Source organism: Paraburkholderia sp. BL23I1N1 (assembly GCF_003610295.1).
Taxonomy (GTDB): Bacteria; Pseudomonadota; Gammaproteobacteria; order Burkholderiales; family Burkholderiaceae; genus Paraburkholderia.
Map to the genome: position 1 here is coordinate 310,469 of NZ_RAPV01000003.1, position 20,156 is coordinate 330,624.

The 20,156-nt window shown below is 63.4% G+C and carries 16 protein-coding genes; 7 read left to right on the forward strand and 9 right to left on the reverse strand.

Going from position 1 to position 20,156, the window contains the following annotated elements:
• Window positions 1–135: 135 nt before the first annotated feature.
• The 3 genes from B0G76_RS40655 to hemC are packed head-to-tail and all read right to left on the reverse strand — an operon-like array spanning window position 136 to window position 4,363.
• A complete protein-coding gene (locus B0G76_RS40655) occupies window positions 136–1,326 on the reverse strand; it encodes a heme biosynthesis protein HemY (RefSeq protein ID WP_120298336.1) in 1,191 nt (396 codons plus the stop codon).
• Window positions 1,327–1,328: 2 nt separating this feature from the next.
• The gene (hemDX, locus tag B0G76_RS40660; RefSeq protein ID WP_120298337.1) at window positions 1,329–3,347 is read right to left on the reverse strand and encodes a fused uroporphyrinogen-III synthase HemD/membrane protein HemX; all 2,019 of its coding nucleotides are present in this window, start codon (window positions 3,345–3,347) and stop codon (window positions 1,329–1,331) included.
• A complete protein-coding gene (hemC, locus tag B0G76_RS40665; RefSeq protein ID WP_120298338.1) occupies window positions 3,347–4,363 on the reverse strand; it encodes a hydroxymethylbilane synthase in 1,017 nt (338 codons plus the stop codon). Before hemC ends, hemDX begins: the two co-directional genes overlap by 1 nt.
• A gap of 461 nt (window positions 4,364–4,824) precedes the next feature.
• Between hemC and ppc the strand changes: the two genes are divergently transcribed.
• Entirely contained in the window at window positions 4,825–7,953 is a 3,129-nt protein-coding gene (gene ppc / locus B0G76_RS40670; protein WP_120298339.1) for a phosphoenolpyruvate carboxylase, read from the forward strand.
• Window positions 7,954–8,118: 165 nt separating this feature from the next.
• Here ppc and B0G76_RS40675 read toward each other — a convergent pair whose 3' ends face one another.
• Complete coding sequence (locus tag B0G76_RS40675; RefSeq protein ID WP_120298340.1) at window positions 8,119–8,871, reverse strand: class I SAM-dependent methyltransferase; 753 nt, start codon at window positions 8,869–8,871, stop codon at window positions 8,119–8,121.
• 167 nt (window positions 8,872–9,038) lie between these two features.
• Between B0G76_RS40675 and B0G76_RS40680 the strand changes: the two genes are divergently transcribed.
• The 5 genes from B0G76_RS40680 to B0G76_RS40700 all read left to right on the forward strand — a co-directional run bounded on the left by B0G76_RS40680 (window position 9,039) and on the right by B0G76_RS40700 (window position 14,425).
• Window positions 9,039–9,851 carry a helix-turn-helix transcriptional regulator gene (locus tag B0G76_RS40680; protein WP_120298341.1) on the forward strand — a complete coding sequence of 271 codons (813 nt, stop codon included), beginning with the start codon at window positions 9,039–9,041 and terminating at the stop codon, window positions 9,849–9,851.
• A 244-nt stretch (window positions 9,852–10,095) separates the two neighbouring features.
• Window positions 10,096–11,502, forward strand: coding sequence for an argininosuccinate lyase (gene argH / locus B0G76_RS40685; protein ID WP_120298342.1), 1,407 nt, complete (start codon window positions 10,096–10,098; stop codon window positions 11,500–11,502).
• A gap of 441 nt (window positions 11,503–11,943) precedes the next feature.
• Window positions 11,944–12,399, forward strand: a complete 456-nt coding sequence (locus tag B0G76_RS40690) for an energy transducer TonB (RefSeq protein ID WP_409076783.1) — start codon at window positions 11,944–11,946, stop codon at window positions 12,397–12,399.
• Between the two features lie 421 nt (window positions 12,400–12,820).
• Window positions 12,821–14,128: an MFS transporter gene (locus B0G76_RS40695; RefSeq protein WP_120298344.1), complete on the forward strand. Its 1,308-nt coding sequence runs from the start codon at window positions 12,821–12,823 to the stop codon at window positions 14,126–14,128.
• Window positions 14,129–14,245: 117 nt separating this feature from the next.
• On the forward strand, window positions 14,246–14,425 hold the full coding sequence (locus B0G76_RS40700) for a hypothetical protein (RefSeq protein ID WP_093643889.1): 180 nt from the start codon (window positions 14,246–14,248) through the stop codon (window positions 14,423–14,425).
• A gap of 158 nt (window positions 14,426–14,583) precedes the next feature.
• Here the strand turns inward: B0G76_RS40700 and B0G76_RS43235 are convergent, their stop codons facing one another.
• Together B0G76_RS43235 and waaC are read right to left on the reverse strand one after the other, a co-directional pair.
• Complete coding sequence (locus B0G76_RS43235; RefSeq protein WP_167363299.1) at window positions 14,584–14,721, reverse strand: hypothetical protein; 138 nt, start codon at window positions 14,719–14,721, stop codon at window positions 14,584–14,586.
• Window positions 14,722–15,464: 743 nt separating this feature from the next.
• Window positions 15,465–16,469 carry a lipopolysaccharide heptosyltransferase I gene (waaC, locus tag B0G76_RS40710; protein ID WP_120298346.1) on the reverse strand — a complete coding sequence of 335 codons (1,005 nt, stop codon included), beginning with the start codon at window positions 16,467–16,469 and terminating at the stop codon, window positions 15,465–15,467.
• 213 nt (window positions 16,470–16,682) lie between these two features.
• Here waaC and B0G76_RS40715 point away from each other — a divergent pair, with 213 nt between their 5' ends.
• A complete protein-coding gene (locus tag B0G76_RS40715) occupies window positions 16,683–18,110 on the forward strand; it encodes a chloride channel protein (protein WP_120298347.1) in 1,428 nt (475 codons plus the stop codon).
• 285 nt (window positions 18,111–18,395) lie between these two features.
• On the opposite strand, the gene B0G76_RS40720 is transcribed toward B0G76_RS40715, so the two are convergent.
• The 3 genes from B0G76_RS40720 to minD all read right to left on the reverse strand — a co-directional run bounded on the left by B0G76_RS40720 (window position 18,396) and on the right by minD (window position 20,138).
• A complete protein-coding gene (locus B0G76_RS40720; RefSeq protein ID WP_120298348.1) occupies window positions 18,396–18,707 on the reverse strand; it encodes a YXWGXW repeat-containing protein in 312 nt (103 codons plus the stop codon).
• 337 nt (window positions 18,708–19,044) lie between these two features.
• A complete protein-coding gene (gene minE / locus B0G76_RS40725; protein ID WP_028196771.1) occupies window positions 19,045–19,308 on the reverse strand; it encodes a cell division topological specificity factor MinE in 264 nt (87 codons plus the stop codon).
• Between the two features lie 14 nt (window positions 19,309–19,322).
• A complete protein-coding gene (gene minD, locus B0G76_RS40730; protein ID WP_120298349.1) occupies window positions 19,323–20,138 on the reverse strand; it encodes a septum site-determining protein MinD in 816 nt (271 codons plus the stop codon).
• Window positions 20,139–20,156: the final 18 nt, after the last annotated feature.

The window sequence follows — 20,156 nt, forward strand, 5'->3', positions numbered from 1 at the left end:
GCGTCACTCTTCACGCCTGACGCTTCAACGAAAACAGCAAATACAACGAAAGAGCCCCCGGCGCCTTGAAGCGCCGGGGGCTCTTTTCCATCTACCGAAGTGCGCGATCAACCGCACGCAGCATCGATCACAGCATCAAACGATATTCATCGCCAACGCGCTCTCACGATAGTGCTGGCTCGCCTTGTCGGAATCGCCAAGCTGTTCATGCAAACGCGCCAACGCGCGATGCGAACGAATCTTCAGCGTCTCGTTGTCGGCCAGTTTCAGCGCGCGCTCGAGGAACGATTGCGCCTTGCCCCACAACTGCTGATGCAAACACAAACGGCCCAAGGCGAACATCAAGTCCGCGTCTTCCGGGCGATCCTTCTGCCACCCTTCGGCCTTCTGGATCAGCGGCAACGCGTCGCCTCCGGTCGTATCCGGATAACGCCGCAACAGACGCGCGTCCCAGTTCTGCGCCAACGCTTCTTCCACGATCTTGCGTGCTTCCTGCGGACGATTCAGCGACACCAGCAGTTCGGCGGCGAGATCGGCGAGACGCGGCGAATGACGCTCCGTGGCCGACAGCGAACTCCACAACTCCAGCAGCGCATCAGCATTGTGACGCCGGTCGCGCAGCAGGTTTTCCGCTGCGAGCTGACGCAGGCGCACCGCTACCGCCGGATGGATCGCTTCGCGCTTTTCCAGTGTCTTGACGAGCTTGAGCACTTCGCCCCAGTTCTTCAATTGCTGTTGCGCGCGCAACATGATCTGCTGCGCGTGAATGCGCCGCGCGCCCTGCGATTGCATTTCGGTGAGCGCGGTCAGCGCGCCGTCCGCGTCACGGCCATCGGCGCGCATGTCGGCGGTGGCCATCAGGCGTGCGTCCTGCCAGTCGGCTTCGTCGATCTGGGCGAGCCATTCGTCGCGCCGCGCGTATTCACGCATGCGGTGCGCTGCGGTGGCCGCGATCAAACCGGCCGCGCCCTTGTTGTCGCCATTCGTGAGCGAATCTTTCGCGGCTTTTTCAGCGCGCGAGAAACGCCCGGCATACAGATTGCCGATCGCGTCGCGCAATGCGGCGTGCGCCTTCGCGACCCGCGAGCGAGCGCGATAGGCCGCCACGCGCTGCGGCATGCGCCAGATATTGCGCACGATGCGCAGCAGCGCGTACAGCATGATGAACAGCACCACCAGCCCGACCACGAACAGATTCAGCGAGAGGTCGACGCGATACGGCGGATAGATCAGCAGCACCTGCCCCATGTCGAAGCGCCCGACCACCGCCAGCACCACCGCGATGGCGAACAGCAACGCGAGCCATAGAAGTCCCCGGATTGCCATGATTAACCTCGGCTCCGGTATTGATTGACGGCCTGCAGGCTGGTGTTCAGATTCGGCAGTTCAACGGCGGCCGAGCCCGCATCCACCTGCTTGACCAGATCGCTCACGGTCTGCGTTTTCTTCGACGTGCCGTCGAAATAGCGCGTGAGCGCGGCCTGCGCCGCCTGCAGATCGGACTTCAGCGTGGTCTGGTTGCGCGAGAGCAGTGCAAGCCGCGCCGACAGCAAACGCAGCTTCAGATTCTCGCGCACGAAGTAGCCTTGATCGGGCGTGACGAGCATGGCGTCGGCGTTGTCGATGCGGCGCACCTGCACGAGGCTCGTCAACTGCTGGCCGATGCCGGTCGTGACTTCACGCCACCACACTTTCCAGCGCGGCTCGCCGGTGGCCGCGGCCACCTTCGCCGTGTCGGCCCAGGTGGCGGCCTTCGGCGTGACGTGGGCAATCGGTGCTTCGCCGGACAGCGGCAACGCGTCGACCTGGTCGATCGCGTTATCGAGCTTGATCGCCATGCCCGTCAGATCCGTGGACGGCGCGGCCTTCAGCTTGTTGATATCTTGCGCGATCGCTTTGCGCACGGTAACGGCCTGCGGGCTATCCGAGGCGGCAAGACGCGTGTCCGCGCTTTGCAGCGCGAATAGCGCGAGTTGCGTATTGCCGGTGAGCTGCAATTGCTGGCTCGCGGCCGAGAGCATCTGGCCGACTTCAGCCATCGTCCAGTCGTCGCGATTGCGCGCGAGATCGGTGTATTGCTGCTGCAGCGCCTGCTGCGCGGTTTGCGCATCGGCGAGCTTGCCTTCGAGTTGCGCGACCTGCGCATCCGATTGATGCACCGAGGCCAGCGCCTGATCGGTCTTGATGCGCAATTCGTTGGTCTGCGTGTCGTTCGCCTGCTGGCGTTGCGCGAGGTGCTGCTCGGTGCGTTCCACCTTGCGATTGAGCGCATAGCCGCCCACGCCCGCCGCGCAAGCGATGACCACAACGACAAACCACAGCAGCGGTCCGCTCGCGCTGCGGCGCTTTTGCGCTTCGTAGGGCGTGAAGGGTGGATTCGGCGGCAAGGCAGTGCTTGCGGCCGGCTGGGGTGAAGCGGTCGTGGATGCGTTCGTTTCAGTCATGCGTGATTTAGCCGGTGAAAGAGCCGGGTTGGACGGTACCGGTTGAACTACGGTCGGCACGGCAGCAAGCAAGGCGCGGGCAATGCGATCATCGCCCGCGCCGGACACCGTAATGCTATCAAAACCCAATGCCCGCGCGGTCTGCGCGATACGGGGATGCGGCGTAACCAGGTTGGCGTGCTTCAGTTGCGCGATTTCGTCTGCGGTCAGATGCTCCTGCGCGAGTTCATGCAGATTGCGCACGCCCTCCGAACTGGTGAGCAGCCAGGCGTGCGGCTCGCCGGCAAGCAGTGTGTGCACACGCGCCCAGCCGCCGATCGACGGTTCCGGCACGAGGCGGCGATAGGCCGCGACGGTTTCGACTTCGGCACCCGCTTCGCGCAAACGGTCGGCCAGCCATTCGCGGCCGCCGTCGCCGCGCACGATCAGGACGCGCTTGCCCTCGAGGCTCGCCGCGCCGAGCGCGGTATCGATTGCCGCGAACAGGCCTTCGGAATCGAAGCGCGCGGTATCGTCATCGGATACGGACGGCGGGCTGATCACCTTGTACGCCGGCGCGGTGACGCCGTGGCGCGCCAGCGCCTGCACACTGCCCGGCCCGACTACGCCGATCGGCAGCGCATGCGGCCAGATCGCATCGCTGCGGGCAAACGCGTGATCGACCGCATTGGGCGAGACGAATACCACCAGTGCGTAGCGTTCCAGTGAAGCCAGCGCGGCGCGCAACGGCGCTTCGTCAGTGACAGGGGCGATGTCGATCAGCGGAAAGTCGAGCACCGCGACGTCTGCTGCTGCGAGTTGCGCGATCAATTCGTTCGACTGACCGGCCGGTCGCGTAATCACAACCGTGAACGCCGCCTTGCCGACGGGTGAGGATGCGTTGCCCGGGATATCGGCCGCCATCACTCGCCGGTCGCCGCACTGTCCGACGCGCCGTCGGCTGACGCTGCCGCGGGACCGCTGGCCGTGCTCAGCGCACGAACGATCTCCATTGCGCCTTGCTGTTCGAGCGCGTTCGCCACTTCCCGGCCGAGCGCAACAGCATGTTCGACGGTGGGCGCCGGCGCCGATGCCTGCGCGCTCAGGACACGCTGGCCGTCAGGCGTAGCGACGATGCCGCGCAAATGCAGCGCGCCGTCGTGCCAGGTTGCATAGGCCGCGAGCGGCACTTCGCAACTGCCGCCGAGGGCGCGCGACACCATCCGCTCCGCTTCGACGGCCGCGGCCGTATGTTCGTGATGCAGCGGCGCGAGCCATGCGGCGAGGTCCGCGCGATCGGCGCGAATCTCGATGCCGAGCGCGCCCTGACCGGCTGCGGGCAAGCTGTCTTCGGGATCGAGCAGCGCGCGGATGCGCTCGCCGAGACCCAAACGCTTCAAACCGGCCGCCGCCAGAATGATCGCCGCGTAGTCGCCGCGATCAAGTTTCGACAGACGTGTGTCCAGATTGCCGCGCAGCGGCCGCACCACGAGATGCGGGTAACGCATGCGCAGCATGGCCTCGCGGCGCAGGCTGGAGGTGCCGACCACGGCGCCGGCCGGCAGCGCGGCTAGCGAGTCGTAATCGTTGGAGACGAGCGCGTCGCGCGGATCTTCGCGCTCCATGATGGTGGACAGCGCAAAGCCCGCGGGCAATTCCATCGGCACGTCTTTGAGCGAGTGCACGGCCAGATCGGCGCGGCCGTCGGCCAGCGCCGCTTCCAGTTCCTTGACGAAAAGGCCCTTACCACCAACCTTCGACAAAGTGCGATCGAGAATTTGATCCCCACGTGTCGTCATTCCGAGGATTTTTACGTCACAAGATGGATATAATTTGTGCAGCGCACATCGCACATGCTCCGCTTGCCACATGGCAAGGCGGCTTTCTCGCGACGCAATCACAAGCGTGTGGGGTGGCGCAAAAAACGTCTCGGTGTTCATTAGCTTGCTGATCGAATGACGGGATGTAATAACAATCAATGTTAGCACGCGCCCTTGTGTCTCAAGGCACAGCGGAGCGCCGTGCCGACGCGGTATCGATGGAGGAGACGGGCTTCGCAGCGCGCGCGCCTGCCCCATCCCAGCCTGTTCAAGCACGGTCGTTCGCGCACCGGGGCGCGGCATGCGGGATGATGCAATGCGGCGCAACGTGCCTCATGAGCCTGACGTGCATGCACTGCGCTTCGTGCGCTTTGTACGCTTCGTGCACATGCACGTGTGGCCACCCTCTCCGGCGTATTGCCATCGGCGCATACCGCTTTGTCCAGGCTTCGTCCGGGCTTAGTCCTGGTTCCAGCCTGGTTCCATGCTGGTTTCATGCAGTTCACGTTGCAACTCATTGTGCAGTTCCGCAGTAGCAGTTCATCACTCAACAGACCCTGGCTTCCCTGAGGAAACCCATCGTGACGTCTTCCGGACCGGCGCGCCCTGCCCGCCGCAACACTGCATCGCCCAAGGCTCAAGCAGCCGACGCCGCCGCTTCTGCCTCCGCCGCAACGGCCACCCAGTCCACCCCGGCCAAACGCGCCGGCAAAGCGGCCAAGGCAACCCAGGCCGCTCACGTCGCCAAAACGCCCAAGTCCGCGAAAACCTCCGCGCCTGCGAAAGCGGACAAAGCCGTGAAGGCCGTGAAAGCAGATAAAGCGACGCAAGCCGCCAAAGCGCCCAAGCTGCAAACCGTTTTGCAGGAGACGATCGCGCCCGCTTCGAAAAGCAGCGGCCGCACGCGTGAGGACAAGGATCATCCGCTGTTTCAGGACATCCGCTATCTCGGCCGCCTGCTCGGCGACGTGCTGCGCGAACAGGAAGGCGACGCGGTGTTCGACGTCGTGGAAACGATCCGCCAGACCGCCGTGCGTTTTCGCCGTGAGGACGACAACGCCGCCGCGCAGACGCTCGACAAGAAACTGCGAACGCTGAGCCCGGAGCAAACGGTCAGCGTGGTGCGCGCGTTCAGCTACTTCTCGCATCTTGCGAATATCGCTGAAGACCGCCACCGCAATCGCCGTCACCGGATTCACGCGCTGGCCGGCTCGACCTCGCAACCCGGCACCATGGCGCATGCGCTCGAACGGCTCGTCGAGGCGAACGCCGCCGCGACGCCGGTGCTGCAGCAGTTCTTCAACGAGGCGTTGATCGTGCCGGTCCTGACCGCGCACCCTACCGAAGTGCAGCGCAAGAGTATTCTCGACGCGCAGCACGACGTCGCGCGCCTCCTGGCCGAACGCGATCAGCCGTTGACCAACCGCGAACGCGCGCGCAACGAAGCCATGCTGCGCGCCAGCGTCACGTCGCTCTGGCAAACGCGCATGCTGCGCGACTCGCGTCTGACGGTTGCCGATGAAATCGAAAACGCGCTGTCGTATTACCGCGCCACGTTCCTCGAAGAAATTCCGGCGCTCTACGCCGATATCGAAGAAGCGCTCGCCGAGCACGGCCTCGACGCGCGTCTGCCGCCGTTCTTCCAGATGGGCAGCTGGATCGGCGGCGATCGCGACGGCAATCCGAACGTCACGGCGGAAACGCTCGAGCACGCGATCACCCGCCAGGCCGCGGTGATCTTCGAACACTATATGGAGCAGGTGCACAAGCTGGGCGCCGAGCTGTCGGTGTCGAACCTGCTGGCCGGCGCAAGCGACGCGTTGAAAGCACTCGCGGCCGCTTCGCCCGACCGGTCGCCGCACCGTACCGACGAACCGTATCGCCGCGCCTTGATCGGCATGTACACACGGCTCGCGGCTAGCGCGCGCGTGCGTCTTGGCGAAGGCAGCGTGCCGGTGCGCAGTGCGGGCCGCGGCGCGGCGCCGGTGCGCGCCAAACCGTACGACGACTCCGCCGAATTCGTGCGCGACCTGCACGTGCTGATCGATTCGCTCGCCGAGCATCATGGCGCCCCGCTCGCGGCACCCCGCCTGTCGCCGCTCACGCGCGCCGCCGAAGTGTTCGGCTTCCATCTGGCGAGCATCGACTTGCGCCAGAGCTCGGACATCCATGAAGCCGTGATCGCCGAGCTGCTGAAACGCGCGGGCGTGGAAAACGACTATGCGTCGCTCTCCGAAGAAGACAAGCTCAAGGTGCTGCTCGCCGAACTGTCACAGCCGCGCCCCTTGCGTCTGCCGTACGGCGAATACTCCGACCTCGTGAAGAGTGAACTCGGCGTGCTCGAAGAGGCTCGCGTCACGCGCGAGAAGTTCGGCGCGCGCGCGGTGCGCAACTACATCATTTCGCACACGGAGACCGTCAGCGATCTGGTCGAAGTGATGTTGCTGCAAAAGGAAACCGGCCTGCTGCACGGACGTCTCGGCGACGCGAACGATCCGGCGAGAGCGGCCTTGATGGTGATTCCGCTGTTCGAGACGATTCCCGACTTGCGCAACGCGCCGCACATCATGCGCGATCTGATCGCGCTGCCGGGCGTGGGTGCACTGATCGAACATCGGGGCAACGAGCAGGAAGTGATGCTCGGTTATTCGGATAGCAACAAGGACGGCGGCTTCCTGACGTCGAACTGGGAGCTGTACCGCGCCGAACTGGCACTGGTGTCGCTGTTCAATGAACGCGGCGTGACCTTGCGCCTGTTCCACGGACGGGGCGGCACGGTGGGCCGTGGCGGTGGTCCGACGTATCAGGCGATTCTGTCGCAGCCTCCGGGCACTGTGGACGGCCAGATCCGTTTGACCGAGCAAGGCGAGGTGATCGCCAGCAAGTTCGGCAATCCGGAAATCGGCCGGCGCAATCTGGAAACGGTGGTGGCCGCGACGCTCGAAGCGTCGCTCCTGCCGCACGGCAACGCCCCGGCGGAACTGCCTGTGTTCGAAGAGACCATGCAGCAATTGTCCGACGCGGCAATGGCGTCGTATCGCGCGCTGGTCTATGAAACGCCGGGCTTCAAGGAGTATTTCTTCGAGTCGACACCGATCTCGGAGATCGCCGAATTGAACATCGGTAGCCGTCCGGCTTCGCGCAAATTGCAGGACCCGAAGCAACGCAAAATCGAAGATCTGCGCGCGATTCCGTGGGGCTTCTCGTGGGGCCAATGCCGTTTGCTGCTGACCGGCTGGTATGGTTTCGGCAGCGCCGTGGCCGCGCATCTGGACAGCGCGCCGAGCGACGCCGAGCGCACCCGCCGTCTTGCGCTGCTCAAGAAGATGCACAAGACCTGGCCGTTCTTCTCGAACCTGCTCTCCAACATGGACATGGTGCTGGCGAAGACCGACCTCGCGGTGGCCTCGCGCTACGCACAGCTCGTGTCGGACAAGAAGCTGCGCAAGCACGTGTTCGAGCGGATCGTCGCGGAATGGGAGCGCACGTCGAAGGTGTTGTCGGAGATTACCGGCAAGAGCGAACGGCTCGCGGAGAATCCGCTGCTCGCGCGCTCCATCAAGAACCGCTTCCCGTATCTCGACCCGCTCAATCACTTGCAGGTCGAGTTGCTCAAGCGTCACCGTGCGGGCGATACGAACGCACGCGTGCGACGCGGGATTCATTTGAGCATCAACGGGATTGCGGCGGGCTTGCGTAATACGGGCTGATCGAAGCCGATTGAACCGGCGGTCTGTCTCTCGCGGTAGCCGCCTGCGAAAAGAAGCCGGGCGCGGAGCAGTTTGCCGCGCCCGGCTTCGTCGTTTTTGCGCCGTGTGTTTTCAGGCCGTATCGGCCGCTACTTCGGTGCGGCCACGCGTTATTACGTTACTGCGTTATTGCGCCTCGATCATCAGCGCGTCGAGCTTGAACGAGCCGTCTTCCTGCACGTCGAAATACTGACGCACCTCATCGGGGGACTTGTTCCACAGCGAGCGAATCGCAATCACGTGCGGCTCCGGCGTACGCATGCGCGCCACCCACGAGCTGAACTCGATCGCGATGCGCCAACGCTCGCGAATCGATGCCTTGAAACCGGCCGCTTCGAAAAACGCGATCCATTCGTCGGCGCGGTAGTCGCGGATATGCGAGCCGTCGCGCAACACTTCGATTGACTGAATATACGTGTCGAGCAGCGGATGATCGATGCCGGCGATGTCGATGAACAACACCTTGCCGCCCGGCTTTAACACGCGCCGCACTTCGGCCAACGCATGCGGCACGTCGTGCCAGTGATGCGCGCTCATCCGGCTGATGACCCAGTCGAACGAATGGTCGTCGAACGGCAGCGTTTCGGCGGCGCCCTGTTGCGTGCAAATGTTGCTCAGGCCGCGGTCCTTCGCGGCGCCGTCGACCGTCGCCAGCATTTGCGGCGCGATGTCGTACGCGACCACTTCTTTTGCGTGCGGCGCCACCGCGAAACTCGCATGACCCGCACCGCAACCCATGTCGAGCACCTTTGCATCCGGCGTCGCGGCGATCGATCGGGCCAGCGTCTGCAGATCGGCGCCGGTGGCATGCGTCTGACTCGTGAAATACGCGGCGGCGGTCGAGCCGAAGGCGTCGGCAACTTGATCGTGGTGCTTCATGGAAGGCTCCGGTTATCCAGGTGGGGTTGGGCGGGCTTGGGCCGGGTGGGTCTCGAGGGCGCTGCGCCGTTCCAGCCGTTACAATAGAACCCGCCGTGTACCAGTACAAGTTAAGCAATTATTCTGGTATCAATAACACCACCTCCACCAAGCGCTGCCTGACAAGAATGACCACGCCGCCCTCCGCCGACAACCCGCCGCCGCTCGACGCCACACCTGCCCGCGCACTCGGCGATTTCATCCGCGCTCACCGCGAACGGCTCACGCCGCAAGCGCTCGGCCTGCCGCCCGGCCCGCGCCGCCGCACGCCCGGCTTGCGGCGCGAGGAAGTCGCGCAGCTATGCGGCGTCAGCCCAACCTGGTACACGTGGATCGAACAGGGCCGCCCGGTCTCCGCCTCCGCCGAGGCGCTGGCGCGGATCGCTGTCGCGCTGCAACTGTCGCGTGCCGAGCGGGCGTATCTGTTCGAGCTGGCCGCGCAGCGCGACCCGGCCGAGCCCGATCCGGCCGCCGCCGACGCCCCCGCCACCCTGCTCGAAACCGTGCAGCTCGTGAACGCGCCGGCTTACGTGCTCGACCGGCAGTGGAACGCGCTCGCCTGGAACGCGCGCGCCGCCGACCTGTTCGTCGGCTGGCTGGACGGTACGCACGACCGCAATCTGCTGCGCTACACCTTCACCGAGCCGGCCGCACGCGAGCTGATCGTCGACTGGGACACGCGGGCGCGGCGTCTCGCGGCCGAATTCCGCGCGGATTCGATCCGTCATCTGAACGACGCTCCCACGCGCGGGTTGATCGACTCGCTCTCCGCCGCCAGCGACGCGTTCGCGCGCTTCTGGGCGTCGCAGGATGTCGGCGGCCGTGAAGGCGGCCGGCGCGAATTCAATCATCCGCGCGACGGCCGCATCGTCTACGACCAGATCACCTTCAAGCCCGCGCATCGCGAGGATCTGAAGCTGGTGGTGCTGGTGCGGGAGTAGCCGCGGTGGCGCAGTGGCGCGCTGCGGCACACGCAGCCGCCAGCGCATTCGCGCCGTCTGCGTTTCTCCGGGCGGCTCGTCAGAAGCCGGCGTCGCAAGTGCTTTTGCCTATGCGGCCTCGGGCGAGCGGCATCTTTGAGGCCGTCCGCCAGTGTTAAAATCCCAGTCTTTCGCTCATTCCGATGGCGCCTGCACCGTACGCAAACGCCGTCAGCGTCCTCACCTCGTTCAACTGCCCAACACCATGACGTCCCAACTGCACAAAAAAGGCGAAGCCTGGTCGGCTCGCTTCTCGGAGCCGATGTCGGAGCTCGTCAAACGCTACACGTCGTCGGTTTTCTTCGACAAGCGTCTGGCGCTCGTCGATATCGAAGGGTCGCTCGCGCACGCCTCGATGCTGGCCGCGCAGAAGATCATCGCCGCCGACGACCTCGCCGCGATCCAACGCGGCATGGCGCAGATCAGGGGTGAAATCGAACGAGGCGAGTTCGAGTGGCAACTCGATCTGGAAGACGTCCACCTGAACATCGAGGCACGCCTGACCGCGCTGATCGGCGACGCCGGCAAGCGCCTGCACACGGGCCGCTCGCGTAACGACCAGGTCGCGACCGACATCCGCCTGTGGCTGCGCGGCGAAATCGACCGCATCGGCGGCCTGCTGACGGAACTGCGCACCGCCTTGCTCGACATGGCCGAGAAGAACGCGTCGACCATCATGCCGGGCTTCACGCACCTGCAGGTGGCGCAGCCCGTCACGTTCGGCCATCACCTGATGGCTTACGTCGAAATGTTTTCGCGCGACGCCGAACGCATGGTCGATTGCCGCAAGCGCGTGAATCGTCTGCCGCTGGGTGCAGCGGCGCTGGCCGGCACCAGCTATCCGATCGACCGTCATGCAGTGGCGAAGACGCTGGGCTTCGACGGCATCTGCGCGAACTCGCTGGATGCCGTGTCCGATCGTGACTTCGCGATCGAGTTCACGGCTGCGTCCGCGCTGGTGATGACGCACGTATCGCGCTTTTCCGAAGAACTCGTGCTGTGGATGAGCCCGCGCGTCGGCTTCATCGATCTGGCCGACCGTTTCTGCACGGGCTCGTCGATCATGCCGCAGAAGAAGAACCCGGACGTGCCTGAACTCGCGCGTGGCAAGACGGGCCGCGTGAACGGCCATCTGATCGCGCTGCTGACCTTGATGAAAGGCCAGCCGCTCGCGTACAACAAAGACAATCAGGAAGACAAGGAGCCGCTGTTCGACACCGTCGATACGGTTGCGGATACGCTGCGCATCTTCGCTGAAATGGTCGCCGGCATCTCGGTGAAGCCGCAAGCCATGCGCGACGCCGCGTTGCAAGGCTTCTCCACCGCAACCGATCTCGCCGACTACCTGGTCAAGCGCGGTCTGCCGTTCCGCGACGCGCACGAAGCGGTGGCGCTGGCGGTTCGCGTGTGTGCCGATCGCGGCTGCGATCTGGCCGACCTGACGCTGGAGGAAATGCGTCAGGACCTGCCGAACGTCGCGCATCTGATCGGCGAGGACGTGTTCTCGTATCTGACGCTTGAGGGTTCGGTGGCGAGCCGCAACCATCCGGGCGGCACGGCGCCGGAGCAGGTGCTCGCTGCCGTTAAGGCTGCGCGGGAAGCGTTGAAGTAAGGTAAGTTGAAGTAAGGCAAGGCTGGCGCGTGAAAACAAAGGCGAACTCATCGACGGGTTCGCCTTTTTCTTTTGCGTGGCTGGAATGATTGACTGCGCAAAGCGTCGCGCAAAAAAAGAAAGCCCGCGCGAAGCGGACCAAATGAAAGACTTCCACCGATGCCTCTCGAAAGAGGCCCATGCAGTGTAGGCGTGTTTTGGCCGCCGACCAATCCGGTCATATTTCGGCTCATTACAAGCGTGCGAATCGCGCGGAGCGGGTCAACGACAATTGAATCCTGGCGTTTTTTGACTACCATCAATTTAGATCCTGCCTCGGTGCTTTCCACCACCATGCTCACCCGCACGCGTCACCTCCGCCGCTTGACCGGACGCTTCGCTTCACGCGTTGGCGCATCGCTATCGCATGCGCATAGCGCGGCATCCGCTTCAGCATCGGCATTGAAGATAGCTTCCGTTTTAGCGCTCGCAGTCATAGCAGGCTGCACCTTCACGCCGCCGGACCGCCCACTCATCATCACACCGGCAGCCGCCGTCAATAGTGCGACGCTCGACCAGTACCGCAGCGCGGTTGCCAAACGCATCATCGAACGCAGCCCGTCTTATGTGTTGCGCGGCACGCCGCAAGCGATGCTGCGCTCGCTGGTGGTGGTCTCGTTCACGGTGGATCGCAACGGTCAGGTAGTGCAATCCTCGGTGTATCGCACCAATGGCGATGACGAAGCCGAGAGCACCGCGCTCGCCACCTTGCGGCGCGCCTCGCCGCTGCCTCAACCGCCTGGCAAATTGCTGAACGGCCGTGGCCAGCTCGAACTGTTCGAAGACTGGCTGTTCAACGACGACGGCAAATTCCAGTTGCGCGAGCTCGCCTCGCCGCAAGCGCAGACCATCGACTGAACACGGCGCCCAAACAGCGCCCCATGTGACAAGACGCGAACCGCGTCTTGTCACGCCTTGCTGTGCCGCCACCGCGCTCGTTATAATTTTCCGATTCCCCAAGCCGGAGCCTTCCGGCACGGCTCACGCCGCCCACTCACCCGTTGGCGCGGCACGAGCCCGATTGCAGCGCCGCCGCGCCACCCGCGTCGGCCGCCCAGTTATTTCTCTCGTCAGGCCGCTTTCGCGCGCGACCGCGGACGGCCACCGGCTACCGTTGTAAGCTGTCGCATCGTCGCCCGCGCCGTGCCTGGCTTCAGCCGCCTACGAGACGCGCCGAAGCGCTGGCACACGAACTTAAACAAAGATGCTGCCCGACCTCGCGCCGCCCCTACACGAAAAGTATGGCGCCCAACGGCATCACGACACACGGAGACCCTGCATGTCCACTTCGCCGATTTCCGCGGCCCAGCCCAACGCAAGCGGGCAGAACAGCAGCACGCGAATCATCTTCGCGAGTTTCATCGGCACCGCGATCGAGTTCTACGATTTCTACGTCTATGCGACCGCCGCGGCGCTCGTCATCGGACCGGTGTTTTTCCCGCACAGCTCGGCGACGGCCCAGGCTTTGTCGGCATTCGTCACGTTCGGCATCGCGTTCGTCGCGAGGCCGATCGGCTCGTTCCTGTTCGGTCACTTCGGTGACCGGATCGGCCGTAAGTCGACGCTCGTCGCTTCGCTGCTGGTGATGGGCGTGTCCACCACGCTGATCGGTTTCGTGCCCGGCTACGACTCGATCGGCAGCCTCGCGCCGATCCTGCTGTGCATCTTGCGCTTCGGCCAGGGTATCGGTCTTGGCGGCGAATGGGGCGGCGCCGCGCTGCTCGCCACCGAGAATGCACCAGCCGGCAAACGCGGCTGGTTCGGGATGTTCCCGCAGTTGGGGCCATCGATCGGCTTTCTGGCGTCCAACGGTCTGTTCTTCGCTTTGGCGTTGTCTTTGAGCGACGAGCAATTCCGCAGCTGGGGCTGGCGCGTGCCGTTCCTCGTCAGCGCGGTGCTGGTCGCGCTCGGCTTGTACGTGCGGTTGAAAATCGCTGAGACGCCGGCCTTCCAGGCGGCCATCGAACGCAAAGAACGCGTGAAGGTGCCGATCGCGACGTTGCTGTCGCAGCACGGGCTGCCCACCCTCCTCGGCGCGCTGGCCATGGTGGTCTGCTACACGCTCTTCTACAACGCCACGACGTTTTCGCTGTCGTATGGCGTGTCGGTGCTGCATATTCCGCGGCCGACGTTCCTCGGCATGCTGTGCATCGCGGTCGTGTTCATGGCGCTCGCCACGCCGCTCTCGGCCTGGGCGAGCGACCGTTATGGCCGCAAGCCGGTGCTGATCGCCGGCATCGTCGCGGCGATCCTGTCCGGCTTCACTATGGCGCCCTTGCTCGGCAGCGGACAGACGCCGCTGGTGCTGCTGTTCCTCGTGATCGAACTGTTCCTGATGGGCGTGACCTTCGCGCCGATGGGCGCGCTGCTGCCGGAACTGTTTCCGACCAACGTGCGCTATACCGGTGCAGGCGTGTCGTACAACCTCGGCGGAATTCTCGGTGCGTCCGTCGCGCCGTATATCGCGCAGGTGCTGGCCGCGCACGGCGGGCTGTCGTGGGTGGGCGCTTATGTGTCGATCGCCGCGGCCGTCAGCTTGATCGGCGTGCTGTGCATGCGCGAGACACGCGATACGCAGCTGATGTGAAATGCCAAGAGACTGAAGACGAACTGAGGGTGGACTGAGTAAATCCCCTGCCTTGCGCGTCTTTTTGACTTGCCTATACTCGACTCAAATAACCCTATGGCAAGCAGGGAGGCTCTGATGAGTATTCATCTTCACAACGCGGATATCGTGATGATCATCGCGCTGGCGTTGCTGTGTTCGCTGCTGCTGGCCTTGCGCTTTCGTCCCGCGACGTGGAAGGGCATCGTCGTCGAAGCACTGGCCGCGAACGCCGCTGCCATCACTGCGGTGATTGCGTTCGAAATGCTGCTCGCCTGAGCGGTCGAACGCCGCGACACTCGGTCGGATGCGGCAGCCGGAACCGGGCCTGACATCATCATTAGAAGAAGCTGCTGAGCGGCTGCTCTTGCCTATGCAGGCAAGCGGCAGCCTTCAGGGTTTGGTGCTGTGTCTGGCAAGACACTCGCCACACGCCGTTACCGGTAGTAGTAGCCTCCGTGATGGTAGTAACCACCACCGCCGTAGTAATAGCCCGGCGCCGGTGCAACGATGCAGCCTCCGAGCGCCGTTGCCAGCAGCGTGCCTGCGATCAGGGTCAGGATTAAGCGTTTCATATTGTTCTCCTTCGAGTCAGATTCATTCGAGCCGAAACCCCGAATGACTCGATTGAACACGACCCTGCCTCGCGCGAACGTTGCCATTTGTAAGGGAAGATCACCGAGGTGTTACACGTTTGAACCCCTAAACCGACCGCGCCGCAGCAGGTCGACAACAGATTCCCATCAGACGAAAACACCTCCTATACTGCTTTGAGCACGCACGTTCCTTGCAAGCCCTGCCTGTGGCGGGTGCGCGGCTCGCGGCGTCGGCCATGGCTATCGAGTACGCACTTTCATGCGCAATGATTGAGCCGGTGGCCACACGCAAGATCACATGGTTGGCCAATTAGGCACTCGACGAAATGCGACAGATTTAACAGGTATGTAATGCAAGGCTCAACCGAACGCTGAGCGAGGTCACGAGAGAGCCGCTGTGGGAGGCCGGTGAGCGGCACACGAGAGCAGCACACGATTCGGTCGGCGCGCCCGGCATGCCTCGACGTTAAATGCACCATTGAACTCGACCGCCGGCCGGCGGTCTCTTTAGAACTGGGTCGATCGCCCGATGGGGCTGCTCAATGCACGACTCGGTGGAAAAGTCGGTGTGTTCATTGCTGCGATTCCTCTCCGCCCGTAGTTCCCCGACACGGGCGTTTTTCGGAGGCGTTCCGTGGCAGCGCTTGTTTGATAAAGCGACTGCGCGTCACGCCTCTTTTCTTTCAGCCAAACGATTGCGCGACGGCGCGGTAAGGCTGCGCTCAGGCGGCTGCCGATCCGTGCTGCACGGGAACCGCGCGCGGCTCGCTGTGCACGTAATCGATCGCCCTCAGTGCCTCGGCGATCGGCGGCACTGAATGACCGTCGCCGATCGAGATCGAGCGGAACGGCGCTTCAATGCCGAAATGCGATGCCGAGGTCGCCACAAAAATCATGACCGTGCGTTTCTGCAATGCATGCGCCACATGAACGAAACCCGTATCGGTTCCGATCACCAACGCACACGCGTCGATCATCTGCGCGATTTCGGTCACGCTCAGCTTGGGCAGGACGGTCGAGCCCGGCACCTGCGACGCAATCTGCTCCGCCTCAGCTCGCTCGCCTTCCGAACCCCATGGCAACACCACATGAAAACCGCGCTGCGCCAACTCGCGGCCGACCGCGACCCAGTGAGTCAGCGGCCACTTCTTGTCCTCTTTGGAGGTGGCGTGAAACAGCGCCGCGACCGGCGCGCTGTCAGCCGCGAACAGTGGGGTGGCCGGTTCGGGCAGGCGCAGATTGTGGACGGCGGGGCCTTCGACCTCGTAGCCCAGCGCCTCACCCGTGCTGATGCGCATGCCATGCCACGCACTGCACTGCGGACGCGGGCCGAAACGCCCGGTATAAGCGAATGCGGCACCTCGCTCGCCAAGATCCTGGGACTGGTAGCCAATACGCTTCGACGAGCGCGCCAGAAAGGCGATGATCGCGCTCTTGTACACGCCTTGAATGTCGACGATGAAGTCGTAGCGGTACGCACGCAATTCGGCGATCGACGCCGCGATCGCCTTGAAATCGCCCCATCGGCGCGCCTTCTTGAAACGGCGCAGCGGCGCGCAAAGCACGCGGTCCACGCCTTCGCACCAATGCACCACTTCGGCGAATGCTTCGTCTGCCGCCCAATCCACCTGAACGCCGGGAAACGCGCGTTTGATGTCGGCGACGACTGGCAACGCCTGCACGATATCGCCGAGGGAAGTGACCTTGACGATAAGGACTCGCTTCATTGAGGACCTATTTGTTGTTCGAACGTCAAACTATTTTAGCCGACGATTGGAATAATCTTTGCCGAACCCGGAAAACTGCCATCCGGTCTTTAATACAGCACGTTACATTGCATACCTTACAAAAATACCTTTTACTATATTTCATAATACTTTCATGCGATTTTGTCGATGCGGCGCGCTTTATAATTCATCCTTTACGCCAGCACTTTCCTCATGTCCCGGGCCTTCTCTCCGCGCTCTTCCAGCATCGTGCGTCGCGCCAGACGCCTGTGGCGGCAATATGGCGTCTTCTGGCTCGGTGCGATCGCGGTCGGCTTAGTCGCGGTGCTGTATGCACGGCTGATCGACTGGGGCTACGGCGAATTCCGCGCGATGCAGCAACAGCACGTGTGGGCGCCTTTGATCGTCACGCCGGCGGTCGCTGGACTCGCCGTCTGGCTCACGCGCAAGTTCTTCCGCGGCGCCGAAGGCAGCGGCATTCCGCAAGTCATCGCCACTCTGCATGCCAGGCCCGGTGAATACGGCGCGCGGCTGCTGTCGTTCAGGATTCTGTTCGGCAAGATCGCCGTGTCGTTTCTGGCGATTCTCGGCGGCTTCACGATCGGCCGCGAAGGACCGACCGTGCAGGTCGGCGCGGCCCTGATGTTCAATCTGCGGCGGTTGTATCCCCGCTCGAACGCCCTGATCGAACGGCAACTGGTGCTCGCGGGCGCGGCAGCCGGCTTGTCCGCAGCGTTCAATACGCCGCTGGCCGGGGTCGTGTTCGCAATCGAGGAACTCACGCGCAGCTTCGAAGCCCGCGCGAGCGGCGTGCTGATTACGGCAATCATCATCGCCGGTGTGATCGCGCTCGGGCTGAACGGCAACTACACGTATTTCGGCACCATCCAGATCGGCCAACATTTCCCCGACCTGCTGGCGGTGGCCATCGTGCTCACGGCAATCGTCACCGGGATTGCGGGCGGCGTGTTCGGCTGGCTGCTGCTGAATACCGCGCGCTGGATTCCCGCGCCGCTGCGTCAGTTGCACGGCGAGCGGCCGGTCGCGTTCGCAGCGCTGTGCGGCTTCGCGATCGCGGTGGTCGGCCTCATTTCCGGGGGCACGACCTTCGGCAGCGGCTATGCGGAAGCGCGCGGACTGCTCGACGGGCACGAGCACCTCTCCGTGTTCTATCCGTTTCTGAAGATGATCTCGATGGTCGGCTCGTATCTGCCGGGCATCCCGGGCGGCATCTTCGCACCGTCGCTGTCGATCGGCGCGGGCTTCGGCAATCTGCTGCACATGGTATTCGACTCGATGCAGTTGCCGATGCTGATCGCCCTCGCCATGGTGGGCTATCTGGCGGCCGTCACGCAGTCGCCGATTACGTCGTTCGTGATCGTGATGGAGATGATCGATGGCCATGCATTGGTGATTTCGCTGATGGCCACCGCGTTGATTGCGAGCCGTGTGGCGCGTTTCTTCGCGCCGCCGTTGTATGACTCGCTGGCCCAGCGCTATATGGCGCCACTGCTGCAGCCGGCACCCGCGCCAGTACCGGAAGTCCCCGAAGTCGAAGCGCCCGAAGCAGCGCCCGAAGCAGCGGTCGCCGATGAGGTCGACGGCGATGCTCGCGCTGAAGACAGCGCCCCGCGTCAGTAAGTCAGTAAGTCAGCAAGTCAGCAAGTCAGTAAGTCAGTAAGTCAGTAAGTCAGTCGATCAATAAACGACAACTGCCGGCGCACGCATATAAACCGGCCGCGCCGGCACCACTACGCAACCGGCCAGCATGACCGCCAGCACGGCGATCAGAAGCAGATTCTTTTTCATCTTGGGTTCCTCTGAAACACAGGCGAGCGCCGATGCGGCGCCTGTGTCGTCAAACTGGAGGGAGCGGCACGCGCGAGGTCAGCCACGCCGTGCCGTGCACTGCCGGCGCCTCGCGACTTACGCCCAGTGGCCTTCGACCCAGCGATAGTTCGGACCGTGTTCGACCCAGTGGCCCGGCACCCAGTGGTAGCCGACGCGCTCGGCCTGCCAGTGACCCTCGACCCACACATAGCGGCCGTGGTCCCAACGCCAATGACCGTGATCCCACACATAGCCGACGCGCGGCGCCGGCACGGCTTCATAACGCACGACCGGCGGTGCGGACGGCGCGATCACGACGACTTCCTCGGCAGAAGCGGATGCCACAGCGGATGCACCAGCAGCGATCAGAACTGCGTTGGCGATCAGCAAGCGAAAGGTCTTGTTCATGTTTTCCCTCTGTAGTTGGACACCGGTACCGGCGTTATCCGTTTAATGCGCGAGGGAACGAAAGCGCTGACTGCGTGCGTGTAACGGCGCACGCTGAAGTGCAACGGATTATTTCGACCCGCGACGTAGCAGCGTGTGGACGTGTTTAGCCGTACGCGGCGAAGCAGCGCGTTCGAGCAAAACAGAAAAGAACGGAGAGATTGACGGCGCGCAGAACCTGCATCCGCGCGTCAAATTGAACAGCAGAAAGAACAGCGAGGGAACCGCGAGAGATCAGCGCCTACGCGCCCTGCCTCTTCACGTCAGATCGACGCAACGAAGCAGAGCGCGCTGCATGTTATGCGGAACCGGCCTGCGGAATTTCGATCTTGACCTCGAGCACTTCGAGATCGTCCTGGCGTTCCAGGCTCACGCGAATATCGTCATTGGAGATTTTCACGTACTTCGAAATCACGGCCACCAGTTCGCGTTGCAACGCAGGCAGGTAATCGGCAGGCGCATGGCCGCCGGCGCGCTCGTGCGCGATGATCAACTGCAGGCGTTCCTTCGCTACCGACGCGGATTTCTTCTTCTCGCCCAGCAAAAACGAAAGAATCGACATGACGTGCGCCCCCCTTACTTGGTGCCAAAGAGGCGCTGCAGCAGCCCTGGCTTCTGGTAATCGGTAAAGCGAAGCGACTTTTGCTCGCCGAGGAAACGCGACACGACATCTTTATAGGCTTCGGCGACATCGGTACCGTCGAGGTGCACGGCCGGCAGACCCTGGTTCGACGCATGCAGCACCGCTTCCGATTCCGGAATCACGCCGATCAGATCGATGCGCAGGATTTCCTGAATGTCGGTGAGCGAGAGCATTTCGCCTTCGCTGACGCGCTTCGGGTTGTAGCGGGTGATCAGCAGGTGTTCCTTGATCGGCTCCTTGCCTTCGATCGCGCGCTTGGTCTTCGACGACAGAATGCCGAGGATACGGTCCGAGTCACGCACCGACGAGACTTCCGGATTCGTCACGATCAGCGCTTCGTCGGCGAAGTGCATGGCGAGCAGCGCGCCCGATTCGATACCGGCCGGCGAATCGCAAACAATGTAGTCGAAGTCCATCGCGATCAGGTCGTTGATGACCTTCTCGACGCCTTCCTGGGTCAGCGCGTCTTTGTCACGCGTCTGCGAAGCCGGCAGGATGAACAGGTTCTCGCACTTCTTGTCCTTGATCAGCGCCTGGTTCAGATTGGCTTCGCCCTGAATCACGTTGATCAGGTCATACACCACACGGCGCTCACAGCCCATGATGAGGTCGAGATTGCGCAGGCCGACGTCGAAGTCGATCACGGCGGTTTTGCTGCCACGCAATGCGAGGGCCGATGCAAAACTCGCGCTCGTGGTCGTCTTGCCCACGCCACCCTTGCCCGAAGTCACCACAATGATTTTTGCCATTACCCTTACCTTGTGTTC

What these genes read in the sequence shown, in the direction of transcription:
- B0G76_RS40655 (WP_120298336.1), bottom strand. Translation starts at nt 1,326, where the DNA reads ATGGCAATCCGGGGACTTCTATGGCTCGCGTTGCTGTTCGCCATCGCG.
- hemDX (WP_120298337.1), bottom strand. Translation starts at nt 3,347, where the DNA reads ATGGCGGCCGATATCCCGGGCAACGCATCCTCACCCGTCGGCAAGGCG.
- hemC (WP_120298338.1), bottom strand. Translation starts at nt 4,363, where the DNA reads ATGAACACCGAGACGTTTTTTGCGCCACCCCACACGCTTGTGATTGCG.
- B0G76_RS40675 (WP_120298340.1), bottom strand. Translation starts at nt 8,871, where the DNA reads ATGAAGCACCACGATCAAGTTGCCGACGCCTTCGGCTCGACCGCCGCC.
- B0G76_RS40680 (WP_120298341.1), top strand. Translation starts at nt 9,039, where the DNA reads ATGACCACGCCGCCCTCCGCCGACAACCCGCCGCCGCTCGACGCCACA.
- argH (WP_120298342.1), top strand. Translation starts at nt 10,096, where the DNA reads ATGACGTCCCAACTGCACAAAAAAGGCGAAGCCTGGTCGGCTCGCTTC.
- B0G76_RS40695 (WP_120298344.1), top strand. Translation starts at nt 12,821, where the DNA reads ATGTCCACTTCGCCGATTTCCGCGGCCCAGCCCAACGCAAGCGGGCAG.
- B0G76_RS40700 (WP_093643889.1), top strand. Translation starts at nt 14,246, where the DNA reads ATGAGTATTCATCTTCACAACGCGGATATCGTGATGATCATCGCGCTG.
- B0G76_RS43235 (WP_167363299.1), bottom strand. Translation starts at nt 14,721, where the DNA reads ATGAAACGCTTAATCCTGACCCTGATCGCAGGCACGCTGCTGGCAACG.
- waaC (WP_120298346.1), bottom strand. Translation starts at nt 16,469, where the DNA reads ATGAAGCGAGTCCTTATCGTCAAGGTCACTTCCCTCGGCGATATCGTG.
- B0G76_RS40715 (WP_120298347.1), top strand. Translation starts at nt 16,683, where the DNA reads ATGTCCCGGGCCTTCTCTCCGCGCTCTTCCAGCATCGTGCGTCGCGCC.
- B0G76_RS40720 (WP_120298348.1), bottom strand. Translation starts at nt 18,707, where the DNA reads ATGAACAAGACCTTTCGCTTGCTGATCGCCAACGCAGTTCTGATCGCT.
- minE (WP_028196771.1), bottom strand. Translation starts at nt 19,308, where the DNA reads ATGTCGATTCTTTCGTTTTTGCTGGGCGAGAAGAAGAAATCCGCGTCG.
- minD (WP_120298349.1), bottom strand. Translation starts at nt 20,138, where the DNA reads ATGGCAAAAATCATTGTGGTGACTTCGGGCAAGGGTGGCGTGGGCAAG.